We start from the raw sequence: 14098 nt of genomic DNA on the forward strand, positions 1-14098 counted from the left end.
GAGGTGGAACTATGTTACGAGGTATTATAATCGTATTATTAACAATCGGTGTAGTCGGCACAGGGTACTGGGGCTATAAAGAGCATCAAGAGAAGAATGCAGTATTAATTCGGGCAGAAAATAGCTATCAACGTGCGTTTCACGATTTAGCGTACGAGGTAGATTTATTACACGATAAAATTGGTACAACGCTTGCGATGAATTCACGTGCATCTTTATCACCTGCATTAGCAGATGTATGGAGATTAACATCTGAAGCTCGTTCAGATGTAGGGCAACTTCCTTTAACATTAATGCCTTTTAATAAAACGGAAGAATTTTTAGCGAATATCGGTGATTTTAGTTACCGTGCAGCTATTCGTGATCTAGAAAAAGAGCCGTTAAATGCTCAAGAATACAAAACGTTGCAAACTTTATACTCAAATGCCGGAAATATACAAGATGAACTAAGAAAAGTGCAACATCTTGTTTTGAAAAACAATTTACGCTGGATGGATGTTGAGATGGCACTCGCATCCAATCGTGATCCTGCCGACAATACAATTATTGACGGACTAAAGACAGTAGAAAAAAATGTAACATCGTATTCATCTACAAACTTCGGACCTACCTTTACAAGTGCACAAAAAAATAAAAAAGGTGGATTTGAAGCAGAAGGAAAAGCAATTTCAAAAGATGAAGCTGCGAAAATCGCAAAATCGTTCTTGAATTTAAAAGGAAATGAAAAAGTAGAAGTTGAGAAAAGTGGAAAAGGTGCGAAAGAATCTTTCTATAGTGTGAAAATTAAAGATGAAGCAACGAATAATGAGTTTTATATGGATATTACCGGAAAAGGCGGATATCCAATTTGGGTTATGAATAATCGAGAAATTAAAGAACAGAAGATTAGTTTAAATGACGCAGGAAGTAAAGGTTTGAAATTCTTAAAGGACCATAAGTTTAATAATATGGAGCTTTATGATAGCTCACAATATGATAATGTTGGAGTATTTACGTATGTAGTAAATGAGAATGGCGTACGAATTTATCCTGAAGCAATTCAAATGAAAATTGCTTTAGATGACGGTTCTATCGTTGGATTCTCCGCAAAAGAATATTTAGCGTCACATCAAAAACGAACAGTTCCATCAGCAAAACTAACTGCAGCAGAAGCAAGAAAGAAAATTAATCCAGATGTGAAAGTTATGGAAGAACGTAAAGCTGTCGTAGTAAATGATCTGCATAATGAAGTACTTTGTTATGAATTTGTAGGTACGTTAGGGAAAGATACGTACCAAATCTTCATTAATGCAAATAGCGGAGCAGAAGAAAAAGTGAAGAAAATGCAGGCTGTTGAAAAAATTTATGATTAAACTTTAATGGTAAAGTGGTGAGAATAATGAAAATCTTAATATATCTATTAATGGTTTGTTTTTTAATAACTGGATGTAGTATTGGAAAAAAGGATAGTCCAAACGAAAAGTCAGAGCAAAAAAATGTTTCGATGAAAAATGTTAATTATACGAATAAGTCAAATAAGCCAAATGAAAAAGCAGCGGATCATCTAGCATCTTTAGCAGCAAGTGTGCCAGGTGTGAATGATGCGACAGCGGTAGTAGTTGGGAAATATGCTATCGTAGGAATTGATGTAAAAGCGAAACTTGATCGAACTCGTGTTGAATCCATTAAATACTCTGTTGCAGAAAGTTTGAAAAACGATCCTGATGGTGCTAATGCAGTTGTTGTAGCAGATGTTGATACGTACGAACGACTGAAACAAATTGGAAAGCAAATTAAAAAAGGAAAAACAGGCGAAGGTATACTGGATGAGTTAGCAGCAATTGTTGGCCGTGTAATGCCACAAGTTCCAAATGACATGATTGAAAATAAAGAAACGAATCCAATTCAAGATAATGATAAACAATTACCAAAAGATGAAGAACAAGAACTAAGAAAAGAACAGAATGATCAATCAAATAATCATTTGAATAAATAAAGATAACCTTAACCCTGTACTAAATTGTGCAGGGTTTTTTAATATAATATTAAATATTCAGTTTATTTTTAAGGGAAAATATGGTTTAATTATGATGGGAGGGACAACTGTTATGATGAAAAAAAGCACATTAATATTATGTAGTTTATGCTTAGGTTTCAGTATGACAGCGTGTGAACAGAAGAAAGAAGTAAAAAAGCAAACAGCGACTTCTTCTACTGTGATGGAAAATCAGAAGAAAGAATCTATCAATATAAATCATTTTTCAAATATAAATGAAGGAATGACTTATAAAGAAGTAAAAGATTTAATTGGTTTTGAAGGGGATTTACTCATAGAAGAAGGTGTAGAACATTCTACACAAATTAAGCAAATTTTTGCTTGGAAGGGAAGCGATCCAACTGCATTAGTTGAAATTACCTTTTTAGATGGAAAAGTACATTCTAAAGTGCAGCAAGGCTTAAGTTAATAAGTTGAAAATGGGAGAGTTTAGCATGAACATACATACAGGGGAGATTCAATTAGTTCCGTATAAAGAGGAATATAAAGAAGTTATAGAAACATTTATTTTACCAAGTGAACAAGTTCAATTTACGTCGGACCCAGCTGAATTATTGAAAAAAGCAAAAAATGATCGTACAAAAAATGTCATTGTTATTTTAGATTACAATGGGGTACCTGTTGGTCTTTTTGCATTGCAAACAGGAGATAGAGTACAGGAATTCACAGAAAATGAAAACGCTTTACTTTTAACTTCGTTTTCTATAAATCACAATAGACAAAGGAAAGGATATGCTAAAAAATCACTGGCATTATTACAAGAGTTTGTACAACGTTATTTTCCGATAAAAAATGAAGTTGTACTTGCTGTGAATGAAAAAAATATTCCAGCACAAAATTTATATGAAAAAGTTGGTTTCCAAGATAAAGGGCTTAGAAGAATGGGACCAATTGGTCAACAAATTATAATGCATTTACCTATTATGAAATAACAAGAACAAAACTTACTCTTGCATAGCAAAGTAGTAAGTTTTTTTATTTAGAACAATATATGTTGTAAAATATATAAATAAACGAAATAGAAATGAAGGAAATACAAATGAATCGAGTTAGAAAATGGAATATTATTGGTGGAAGGGTGATAAAAACAGGAATTGCGGTTTTTCTTACAGTTCTAGTTTGCGAATTTTTCAATATACCAACTATTTTTGCTGTTATTACGGCAATTGTAACGATTGAGCCAACCGCAACGGATTCTATAAAAAAAGGACTAGTTCGTTTTCCAGCTTCAACAATTGGATCGGCGTATGCAATGACTTTCACATTTTTCCTAGGTCATCAGGCTCTTTCTTATGCGTTAGCGGCAATGTTTACAATCGTTACATGTCAAAAACTAAGGCTACACGCTGGAACGTTAGTCGCAACTTTAACTGCTGTTGCAATGATTCCCATTACGGCAGATCATTATTTTACTGCATTTTTAATTCGATTAGCTACTACATCTACTGGTATTATAGTGTCTACTGTAGTCAATTTTTTTATTTTGCCACCACATTATGTTAAAACAATTTCGGGATGTACAGAGGAGCTATTTGTTAAAACGGCAAATATTATGGAGGAATGGCTTACTGCGTTAATGGATGGGAAAGTTATAAAAAAGGAGACAACCTATAATCTTTCTAAATTAACTGTATTATTACATAAAGCAGTACAATTTGTTCAATATGAGCAAAAAGATTGGAAATACCATCGACATACAAAAAAAGAAATGAGAAGCTTTTTACTTGTACAAAAGCAACTTCATTTATTACAGCAAATTATTTATCATATAGATAATTTAGCTCGAGCACCAATTGAAACATGTGATTGGTCACAAAATGAAAAAGAAATTTTGCGACGAACAATTCATTCTATAATTTCTATATTAAGAAATCATTGTAAAAAAATAGATGAGGAACATTTTAAACTGATTGATGAATTAGATAAGCAATTTTGGACTAATAAAAATGATTTAGCACATTGTAAACCGAATCAATATCATCATCATTTTTCAAGCAAATCTATCATTTTATTTGAGGTATTATCTATACATGATATGTTAGAGGAATTAAAACAAATATTCGAGAAATATGAGAGTGAAAATCAACTTAATTGCTCAGTTCATTAAAATGCGGAGGATTGATATGACAATTTATATTGCATTACTAAGAGGAATCAATGTAGGCGGGCATAAGATAATCAAAATGGCTGATTTAAAACAAGCGTTTGAATCAATAGGGTTGCAACAAGTGAAAACATATATTCAAAGTGGGAATATCGTATTCAAATCTGAGGAAGATATAACATTTCTAAAGGAACGAATACAGTCTGAAATTAAAAATGTTTTTGGTTTTGATGTTCCGGTTATGTTAAGAACATATGCTGAATTTACAAACATTATAAAAATATGCCCTTATGAAGCTGATTCATTGCTAGAAGGGGAAAGTATGCATATTGCCTTCTTAGCAAATGAACTTTCTAAAAAAGAAAAAGATCAGTTGCTTATATATAAAAATATGAATGAAGATTGTTATATACATGAAAAAGTTGTGTATTTATTTTTCAAAACTAGCATTCGAAATTCTAAATTAATGAACCAGTTTCAGAAGATACATACACCAGCTACAGTAAGAAATTGGAGGACTGTGAATAAATTAAAAGCGATTGTAGAGAGTATATAACTATAAAAAGAAGAGGTTTTCTGTCTATAGAAAACCTCTTCTTTTTATTTATATTGTTTCGCTACAATGAGTTCAATGATAGGATAAATAAAGAATGAAGAGCACAGTGCAATAAAAAGAGGGAAGTTTTTAACCCCATCTAAATTAGCTCCCATAGAAAACCCTTCAGAGAAGAGTAATATAAGGAACATTACAACTACGAGCGTAAAATATGCAATTTTAGAGCTTTTATATGTAATTTGTTGTCCCATTTCATCCTGACTTTCTTTTGATACACCGTGGGGATCTCCCCATGTAATATGATTGATAAGGTAGCTAATTATTATAGCGCTAGTGAAAATTGTGCCACCTAAAATTTCACCTTCAGTGATGTATTTATAAACCCCATGTATAAGCACTCCAAGTAATGATAAAACGATAATCATGAAAATAAATTTTTTATGGTTCAATTTAGAAATGACACCTCCATTTTTGTAAAAAACTTTTTACATTCATAGTATAAAATTGGAAAGGTTTTCTGTCAAATGTTTTTTACATACAGGGGTTAAGAATACAATATTTTATCTTTAAGATTAATAAAAAATTACATTACATTTGAATGTAAAAGAATGGGCTCGCATATATTTGGAAGGGATGTCAGATTAATTTAGGGGGTAGTTATGTCTATTCTTTTAAAAGCTGGTGCTGATGCAGGAAATAATGGTTTGAAGTTAATGGTGAAAGGGCAAGATCCTATTTTTATTCCGAGTATATATGCTTTATATATAGGAGAGCCTACAGGACTCTTAGATGAGGGAGATGTTTCATTATCTGAATTAGAAAATCACATTGACGTGACCATTAGTTCTCCATCGTTAATGTTAAATAATGTGCGGTATATCGTTGGAGAAAAAGTCATTCAAGATCAATTAAAAGGTACTGAAGTTGAGAAGAAATCGAATAAGTCAACTGATGAGTTAATGGTTATTACAATTCTATCTGGTTTAGCCGTAAGTGCTATGCGTCAAAGCCCAACTTCTAGCCATATTAATATTCGATATGATTTATCTGTTGCTCTTCCTATGCAACTTATTACGCAAGAAATAGCTGCGGAAAATGCGAAACGTTATATGGGGAATCATAAGGTTGTGTTCCATTATCCAAACGGACGTGATGTTACAATTAATATTTCAATCGAATATTGCAAATGTCTACCTGAGGGTGCTTCTGGGACGTGGGGCATTGTATATGATGAAGAAGGAAATGTTGTGAAACATAAAATAGAATGTGAACAAAATAAAGTTTCAGAAATTGATTTTGTTGATAAAACACTATTATCTTTTGATATTGGAGCAGGGACGACAGAAGAAGTCGTTTCACTAGGCGTAAACTTTCGACCACAACTAAGTAAGGGCTTATCTTATGGTGTGAAAGAAACGTTACTACAAATTATTACGAGATGGAACCGGAAGTACCCAACGAAGACGATTGATAGCATTACAGAATTCAATCAAATTTATTTAAATGATAAACACCCTAGAAATGCATTATTAGTTGAGGAATCACAACCAGCGTTATTAGGTTTAGCAGCGCGCGTTGCAACGGATATTATAAACAAAATTGATGATATGAAAGACGATCCGTACGTATTTATTTACGGCGGGGGCGCAGTTATCATTAAAAATAGCTTGAAAATGATTTTAAAACAAAAAGGGCGTTTAACAAATGTAATTTTTGTAGATAATCCATTATTTACAAACGCACGTGGATTATTAGTCTACACTTGTTCACCAAAATATAGAGAGCATAAGCAAAAAGAGTTAGGATTTACAAACTTAACGATAAGTTAGTTGGTGGAAACATGCGATCTAGGCGATATAAACGTGGTGATCGAGTGAAAATTAATATTCATAAATCAGTATCACCTGAAATGCTTGCATGGCTGAATAAACAATCAAACCCAACCAATTTCTTTTTCTTTGCAGCGCAGCAACTCTTTAAACAAGTGGGAGATATTGATGTGTCAAAAGCTATACCAAGTAGCCATGTTTTCTCATTATACGTAGAGCCATCATCCTTATTAAAGGTTGAAGTTAATCCTTTTAAAAACGTACCACTAGAAGCAAATAAATCCACCGATAATATAAAAAAAAAATCATGGGAAGCTGTTGACCAATTAGATTGTCCGTTTTTTTAAACAGAGAAAAATATAAGTATCGCCCATCACTATACATACGGATACAGTGATGGGCTTTTATTCGTTATTTATCTATTATTTTAGCTGTATGTTCAGTAACAGCATGAACTATATCTTCCCAGTCATCAGGATGATTTTCATGTCCTGCGCCTTCAAGGGTTAATAGAACTGAGTTAGGAATTTCATCAATAAGTGCGAGACCATGTTCAAAAGGGAGCGCGGTATCGTCTGTTCCGTGAATGACTAATGTAGGTGCTTGTATGGAGTGAAGCACCCCTTCATATGCATCATCGCCTTGAAGTAAAGCGTGATTAAACATGCTTAATAGATTGTTAGCTCGTTCCATTTCTTGTTTGACTTGGTTATAGACTCTTATTTCATCAAATGTTCGTTTTGACCCACATAATAGACGGGACCCTGAAACTAAATATTCTGCTACAACATTTTCATTTGTCCAATCTAAATGCTTGCCATTTGCGTGATGTGTTAAAATTCTTTCATCCATCGGTGGTAAATCGCGCGTATTATTGTCAGAGCCTATGATACTTGTAGCTAGTAATGTTAACGTTAAAACTCTTTCGGGATGTTTTACAGCAGCAATTTGAGCAATCATACCACCTAAAGACATCCCAAATAGATGTGCTTGATTAATATGATAAGCATCTAGTACCCCAATTGCATCTTCAGCCATATTTGTAACTGTATAATTGGAAGTTCCAGGTTCATATGCGACTGAGCGTCCCACATCACGGTTATCAAAACGAATAACAAATTTCCCACTGTTAGCCAATCGTTCACAAAACTCTTCATCCCAATAAATCATTGAACATGTTGCACCCATAATTAATAAAATAGCTGGGTTTTTAGGATTCCCAAAGCTTTCTGTACATATATCAATCCCGTTTATTTTAAATATCTTTTCAGTCATAGAGTTCTCTCCATTTCTTTTGAATTTAATTTAAAATACAATTTTGAATGACTCTAAGGTGTGTGTAAGATTTGCTTTGTTTCTTGCATAATTACCCCCAAAAATAAGTTTATGATAATTCAAGGCAAAAAAATTTGAGAAATAATTGTATGTTATTAAAATAAACAGCAAGGAGGAAAGGAAAATGAAGTGGTGGTTAGAGAAGCTCATATTTTGAGTGAAGGTCAACATGTTAGAGGTAAAATTGTAATGAAAGTAGAATAAAAATGATTAAGTATCTTTCAAAATTTCATTATCCCCCAAAACTAAAATGTTTTGGGGGATTTACTTTTTAGCTTAAAGATATTGTGCATATGCTTTTATAGCTTAAATTTTCGTATTGTGTCATGTAATTTCTCTAAACCAATCAACATATCTTTTTCATTTAACATAGAATAGCTAATCCTGAATTGGTTATTGTTTATATCGTTATGTAATAGACAAGCTGTTCCCGGTAAAAAAGAAACATCTACTTCATTTGCTTTTTGTAATAAAGTAAAAGGATCTATCGAATTAGGAAGAGTAATCCATAAATTAAAGCCACCATCAGGTATTTCAAATTGTATTTCTTTAAGTGGTGATAACATATCAATCGTTATATCACGTCTAATTTGTAAAGCTGTACGTAATTTTTCTAAATGATGTTTCATACGTTCTGCACGTAAAAACGGTAGAAGTGCTTTTTGTGTTAATAAAGGGCTACCGATATCCATCGAACCTTTTACGGCATATAACCATGCGAAAATAGGACCATCGGCAATAAGAGATGCGATACGCAGTCCTGGTGCTAACGTTTTACTAAATCCTTTTATATATAGTACGTGTCCGTTTGTATCAAAATTTTTGATAGGAGGGGGAACAATAGCATCTTCAAAATATATTTCTCCGAAAGAATCATCTTCAATTATAAAAAACTCATATAGCTCCGCTAGTTCTATAAGTTCCATTCTTCGTTCTTTACTCATTACTGTACCTGTCGGGTTCTGGAAAGTTGGATTCGTATACAATAAAACGGGATTTTTACTTTGACAAATATCATCGATTAAATCGGATCGAACCCCATGATTATCTAGAGAAACAGGTATAATTTGAGCCCCTTTATTGATGAAAATATCAAGCGCAGCACTATAACACGGACTTTCCACTAACACAATATCACCAGGTTTTAATAGTGTTTGAGCAATTAAATCAATTCCTTGTTGTGCGCCGCTTGTAATTAATAACTGGGATGGGTCTGTCACTAATTTTTGATGTTCATTTAAGTAATTTGCTATTTCAACTCGTAGTTCATAATCTCCTTGAACTGGCCCATATGTTGCTAGAATCATCTTGTCTTTATTAAGTATTTTATGCATTTCGTCTGCCAAGAATGGATTTGGCAATAGACGAGGATACAAAATCGCTTGTGAAAAATCGTAATATTTCCGGTGCTGATTCATTGCATATTGAGATCGCATAACATTAATCGTTTTCGTTTGTTGCCATTTATACGGAATTTGTTTGGAATCTTTTTTTACATGTTTATGTATATAAGCACCTTTACCTTGTTCAATGCGTATATATTCTTTCTTTTCCAGATGTTTATACGCCTTACGAACAGTTAATAGGTTAATCTGTAAATCTTCGGCCATAGAGCGTAAAGATGGAAGTGAGTCACCATGCGAAAGCATGCCACTTTGTATTCTTTCAACGATTTGCATATATATTTGCTTGTAATACGGTATGTTGGATTCTTTACGCAGTACAATCTTCATGGTTTCACCTTTTTCGTTTTTATTTAATTTAAGCGAAAAATATAAAGAGAATCAACTACTATTTTAGGCAACTGTTATATACATAGATACACTGTTATACACTATACCTTCTATACTCATGTTAAGAGTAAAAAGGAGGAAGAGTAATGGTCATTTTTAATTATATTTTAGTATGTATTATTTTCGGAACAACATTTTTAACGATAAAAATCGGAATTGAAGCAGGAGCGCCCCCATTATTTTCAGCGGGAATTCGTTTCTTTTTAGCAGGAGTAATCTTAATGATTATATTTAAGCTAAAACGAAAAGAAATTATGCCACACATATTTTCAAGACGAATTATATATGCTGGTTTTTGCTTAACATTTATGACATTCGCAACATTATATTGGGCAGAACAATATATTTCTTCAGGGTTAGCTGCTGTGCTATCTGCTACAGGGCCTATGATGATTTTGTTGTTACAGACAAAGAGAAATAAGACAAAATTAAAAAAGGAACAACTTCTTGCTTTAATTATTGCACTAATAGGTGTTGTTTTTGTTTCTTTACCTGGAATGCACCAAGAAATAAGTTTCATATGGAGTATCGCTTGTTTTGTATTAATAATAGGAGAGTTATTTTACGGAATAGGCTCTATTCGCTCAAAAGAAATACTTTCGGATTTACAAAGTGTATCGCCATTTCTTATAAATGGTATTCAAATGTTTTACGGAGGAGTTTTACTACTAATCGTATCCTTCATAGTAGAACAACCGAATGTAACTGTATTAGCTTTATGGAGTGTACAGTGGCCTATTTTATATCTCATATTTATCGGATCAATTGGTGGGCACGGATTATATTACTGGCTCTTATCAAAAACAAATCCTGTATTCCCGTCAACTTGGTTATATGTCTCACCATTAATTGCTATTATAGTTGGATACATCATATTAGGAGAACCTTTAAACCCTATAATGGGAATAGGTGCTTGTTTCATTTTAGTTGGTGTATTTTTAGCTAATCGATCCACACTCCGTACTTATTTCAAACAAGGGAGATTATTTGAGAAGGAAATGTAGTTGTATAAAGAAGCAGCCTTGTATAAAAGAGGGCTGCTTTCATTTTATTCATGATACGGATTGACTTTATTTATTGGAAAGGCATAATATTATTAAGCTATATGAAAGAGATCTGTAAGAAGAGGGGAGTTATTATGAAAATAAATTGGACTGAAGTAAAGGGAAAAATTCGACCGCAAATTTCAAAACCATCATATGAAACTTGGTTTACTAATACTACTGTTTATTTAGAGGATGATATATTAACAATTTATTGTCCAAATGAATTTGCACGTGACTGGTTAGAATCTCATTATAAAGAATTAGTATTTAATACATTAAGAGAAATGTTTAATACGACGTTTGAAATTCAGTTTGATCTATGTAATGGCGAACCTTCTAACTTGAAAGATGTCCAAAAAGAAAAGCTTAGTAGCTGGGATGAAGTAAAGAAAGCATTAAGACCTAAAATAGCAGAGAAAACATTTATGACATGGATTAGAAATACAAACGCTACGATAGAAGATAATAAAGTAATAATCTTTTGTGAAGATGCGTTTCATCGTGATTTGCTTGAAGGGGAGTATAAAAATATAATTTCAAGTACCGTACAGAAAATTACTGATGAAGAATATCAAATTTGGTTCGAAATAGAATCAAGCGCTACTTCTAAAGCACAGGTTCATCACGTGAAAAATAATCAACGTACTTCCGGACAAGAGGAATCAAAAACAATTTGGAATAAAATAAAAGATAAAATACAATTAAAAATTTCGAGACCGTCATATGAAACTTGGGTCAAAGAAACGACAGCTAGAATAAATGAAGATTCATTGATCATTTATTTTGAAAACGAATTCCAACAAGAGTGGCTTAAAAAGTCTTATAAAGATTTAATTTCGCAAATAGCTAAAGAGTTAACTGGAAATACATATGAAATTCAATTTGAATTAAAATCAAATACAACCAGTAATAATGAAAAATCAACAATTAAAGATATCACTTCCGAATTAGGGGAGCAGTTCAAAGTCTCTAATAACAGTTTAAAATATAATGATGTAGACGAGAGCAATAAACGTATTCGAGCGTTAGAAGAAAAAATAATGAACTTGGAAAAGGTCATTGGTACATTAGTAGAAAAATTAGATGCAGTAGAATTAAAAACACAGTTGGAAAAATAACCAACTGTGTTTTTTTACTTAATTCGCTTTTTTTATAAACCCTTTATAATGACGTTTTACAAGCTGACTTTCTAACGTTTTCATTGTTTCAAGTGCCACACCGACAATGATCAGTAAGCTTGTACCACCAATTTGTGCAGAAGGTGGTAATGTAGCAATCTTTGTGAATACAAGCGGTAAAATTGAAATTGCACCTAAGAAAATTGCACCGATAAATGTTAAACGGTATAAAATTTTCGTTACATATTGTTCTGTTGATTTACCAGGACGAATACCAGGTACATATCCATTTTGCTTTTTCAAATTCTCTGCCATTTGTTCAGGATTCACTTGAATAAATGCATAGAAGTATGTAAAAGCAACGATAAGACCTACATATAGTGTCATTCCAATTGGATGTGCGAAATCAAGGTTTGCAACTAACCATTTTGATACGCTTGAATCAGGGAAGAGCTGCGCAATTGTACGCGGCGTCATTAAAAATGCGGAAGCAAAGATGACTGGAATTACACCAGCACTATTTACTTTTAGAGGTAAATGAGTGTTTTTTGCTCCTTGATATTGATTGTTTCCTGAAACAGCTTTTGCATATTGAATCGGTATTTTACGCACAGCTTGTTGAATGTAAATAACCCCAACAACGATCGCTAAAATTACGAGACCAATTAAGAGCATTTTTATGATGTGCATGAATAATTGATCGCCTGCATTTTGAAATTGTTGTAAATAAATTTGATTCGCAACATTTGGAATCGCTGCTACAAGTCCTGCGAAGATAAGCATCGAAATACCATTACCTACTCCATTAGCGGTAATTTGTTCACCTAACCAAAGTAAAAATGCAGTACCTGCAGTTAAAACTGTTGCAATAAATAAGTATGTAGTCCAGCTTTGATCTGTTATTAATTGTCCACCTGCTATATTATTAAAGCCATAAGACATCCCAATGGCTTGTATGAATGCGAGAATGATTGTAAAGTATCGAGTAAATTGAGCTGATTTCTTACGGCCCATTTCTCCTTGCTTTGCCCATTCCGAAAATTTTGGTATAACGTCCATTTGTAGTAATTGTACTATGATGGAAGCTGTAATATATGGTGTAATACCTACAGCAAAGATTGAGAAGTGTTGCAATGCTCCTCCGCCAAATACGTTTAGCATACCTAAAACGTTAGCTTGATCTTGTATTTTTAATACCTCTGCGTTAGTATGAGGAACTGGAATAAACGTGCCAATTCGAAAAACGATTAACATCGCTAATGTAAAAAGGATTTTCCTTCTTATCTCAGCTACTCTCATGAAATTTGAAATCGTACGAAACATTATGTCGCCTCCTATATTTTTATCAGTTTAAAACTGATTATTATATCCCGATGAAGTAACCACAAACCTCCTTCCGCATTAAATTCATTTGACAAATGGAATTTTATACATTTTGTAGTTTTCACGGATATAAAAATATAAGGTGTTTTTAGCGACCTATAAGCTTTTCGTAATCATTCAATACACATAATATATCGAATAAATTAACAAATGTACATACATACGCATGAAAAATGAATGAATAGGGTCATTTTTTACATTTATTTAATGATAATCGAAAGAAGGATGCTTTTAATTATTGTATTTCAAGAAATTTGCTAGGGCGATGAAAGGAATTCTATTATGTTATTTAGTATAAAAGTGGCAGGGTATTTTTTATTTATGAAGGAATATATGAAAATAAAGGCTAAATAATTTGAGTAGAGATTTGTTAAGGGGAGTGATGTATATGAAAGTGATTATAAAAAATTTACCATCATTAGAAGTGGCATTTATAAGAAGAACGGGCAGTTACTTTGAACCACAAGATCATTGGGGGAAGTTATTGAACTGGTCTATTGAAAATAAACTTTATCCACTAGAGCAATCATTTATCGGAATTTCATTAGATAATCCTGAACTTGTTGCAAGTCATATGTGCCGACATGATGCTTGCGTTACCATACCTAAAAACTTTGAAAAAGAACAACATGAGGATGTGCAATTTAAAAGTGTAGATGGAGGTCTATACGCTCTATACCAATTCTATGATGAACCTCATAAATTAAGTGAAGTGTATCGATATATGTACGCAGTGTGGTTACCAAATAGTGAATATAGTGCAGATTATGATAGGGATAATTTAGAGTTTTGTATGAACAATGTTGCAGAAGACCTAGAAGGAAAATTAAAGGTTGATTTATTTGTGCCAATAAAAAAGAACAAATAATAAGTAGTATAAATTATAAGCGGTATTAAAA

The 14098-nt window shown here is 32.7% G+C and carries 15 protein-coding genes; 11 read left to right on the top strand and 4 right to left on the bottom strand.

What is annotated here, in order from left to right:
• Positions 1-11: 11 nt before the first annotated feature.
• The 6 genes from ypeB (at position 12) to AC0L0O_RS10775 (ending at position 4695) form a co-directional block, all read left to right on the top strand.
• Positions 12-1352 (top strand): germination protein YpeB, encoded by a 1341-nt coding sequence (gene ypeB, locus AC0L0O_RS10750; RefSeq protein WP_000943701.1) that lies wholly within the window; start codon positions 12-14, stop codon positions 1350-1352.
• Between the two features lie 26 nt (positions 1353-1378).
• On the top strand, positions 1379-1975 hold the full coding sequence (locus tag AC0L0O_RS10755) for a YhcN/YlaJ family sporulation lipoprotein (protein ID WP_000697991.1): 597 nt from the start codon (positions 1379-1381) through the stop codon (positions 1973-1975).
• Between the two features lie 112 nt (positions 1976-2087).
• Positions 2088-2444, top strand: coding sequence for a hypothetical protein (locus AC0L0O_RS10760; RefSeq protein WP_000976538.1), 357 nt, complete (start codon positions 2088-2090; stop codon positions 2442-2444).
• Between the two features lie 25 nt (positions 2445-2469).
• Entirely contained in the window at positions 2470-2967 is a 498-nt protein-coding gene (locus tag AC0L0O_RS10765; protein WP_001020861.1) for a GNAT family N-acetyltransferase, read from the top strand.
• A 107-nt stretch (positions 2968-3074) separates the two neighbouring features.
• Entirely contained in the window at positions 3075-4142 is a 1068-nt protein-coding gene (locus tag AC0L0O_RS10770) for an aromatic acid exporter family protein (RefSeq protein WP_001082726.1), read from the top strand.
• Between the two features lie 16 nt (positions 4143-4158).
• Complete coding sequence (locus tag AC0L0O_RS10775) at positions 4159-4695, top strand: DUF1697 domain-containing protein (protein WP_000158242.1); 537 nt, start codon at positions 4159-4161, stop codon at positions 4693-4695.
• Positions 4696-4739: 44 nt separating this feature from the next.
• Here AC0L0O_RS10775 and AC0L0O_RS10780 read toward each other — a convergent pair whose 3' ends face one another.
• Positions 4740-5144, bottom strand: a complete 405-nt coding sequence (locus AC0L0O_RS10780; protein WP_001015814.1) for a hypothetical protein — start codon at positions 5142-5144, stop codon at positions 4740-4742.
• A gap of 210 nt (positions 5145-5354) precedes the next feature.
• Between AC0L0O_RS10780 and AC0L0O_RS10785 the strand changes: the two genes are divergently transcribed.
• Together AC0L0O_RS10785 and AC0L0O_RS10790 are read left to right on the top strand one after the other, a co-directional pair.
• Positions 5355-6524 carry a ParM/StbA family protein gene (locus tag AC0L0O_RS10785; protein WP_000025611.1) on the top strand — a complete coding sequence of 390 codons (1170 nt, stop codon included), beginning with the start codon at positions 5355-5357 and terminating at the stop codon, positions 6522-6524.
• Positions 6525-6535: 11 nt separating this feature from the next.
• Positions 6536-6871: a hypothetical protein gene (locus tag AC0L0O_RS10790; RefSeq protein ID WP_001257753.1), complete on the top strand. Its 336-nt coding sequence runs from the start codon at positions 6536-6538 to the stop codon at positions 6869-6871.
• A gap of 64 nt (positions 6872-6935) precedes the next feature.
• Here AC0L0O_RS10790 and mle read toward each other — a convergent pair whose 3' ends face one another.
• Together mle and pdxR are read right to left on the bottom strand one after the other, a co-directional pair.
• Positions 6936-7799, bottom strand: a complete 864-nt coding sequence (gene mle / locus AC0L0O_RS10795) for a BCA family alpha/beta fold macrolide esterase (protein ID WP_000136584.1) — start codon at positions 7797-7799, stop codon at positions 6936-6938.
• A gap of 359 nt (positions 7800-8158) precedes the next feature.
• Entirely contained in the window at positions 8159-9592 is a 1434-nt protein-coding gene (gene pdxR, locus AC0L0O_RS10800; RefSeq protein WP_000706754.1) for a MocR-like pyridoxine biosynthesis transcription factor PdxR, read from the bottom strand.
• 146 nt (positions 9593-9738) lie between these two features.
• On the opposite strand from pdxR, the gene AC0L0O_RS10805 reads away from it, so the two are divergent.
• Complete coding sequence (locus tag AC0L0O_RS10805) at positions 9739-10656, top strand: DMT family transporter (protein WP_000234357.1); 918 nt, start codon at positions 9739-9741, stop codon at positions 10654-10656.
• A 134-nt stretch (positions 10657-10790) separates the two neighbouring features.
• Positions 10791-11816 (top strand): DnaA N-terminal domain-containing protein, encoded by a 1026-nt coding sequence (locus AC0L0O_RS10810; protein ID WP_000700996.1) that lies wholly within the window; start codon positions 10791-10793, stop codon positions 11814-11816.
• An 18-nt stretch (positions 11817-11834) separates the two neighbouring features.
• On the opposite strand, the gene secY is transcribed toward AC0L0O_RS10810, so the two are convergent.
• Positions 11835-13139: a preprotein translocase subunit SecY gene (secY, locus tag AC0L0O_RS10815; protein ID WP_000490126.1), complete on the bottom strand. Its 1305-nt coding sequence runs from the start codon at positions 13137-13139 to the stop codon at positions 11835-11837.
• A 448-nt stretch (positions 13140-13587) separates the two neighbouring features.
• On the opposite strand from secY, the gene AC0L0O_RS10820 reads away from it, so the two are divergent.
• Positions 13588-14067, top strand: a complete 480-nt coding sequence (locus AC0L0O_RS10820) for an AraC family transcriptional regulator (RefSeq protein ID WP_000864414.1) — start codon at positions 13588-13590, stop codon at positions 14065-14067.
• The last annotated feature ends 31 nt before the right edge of the window (positions 14068-14098 follow it).

Source organism: Bacillus sp. GS3m_15504, assembly GCF_055825275.1.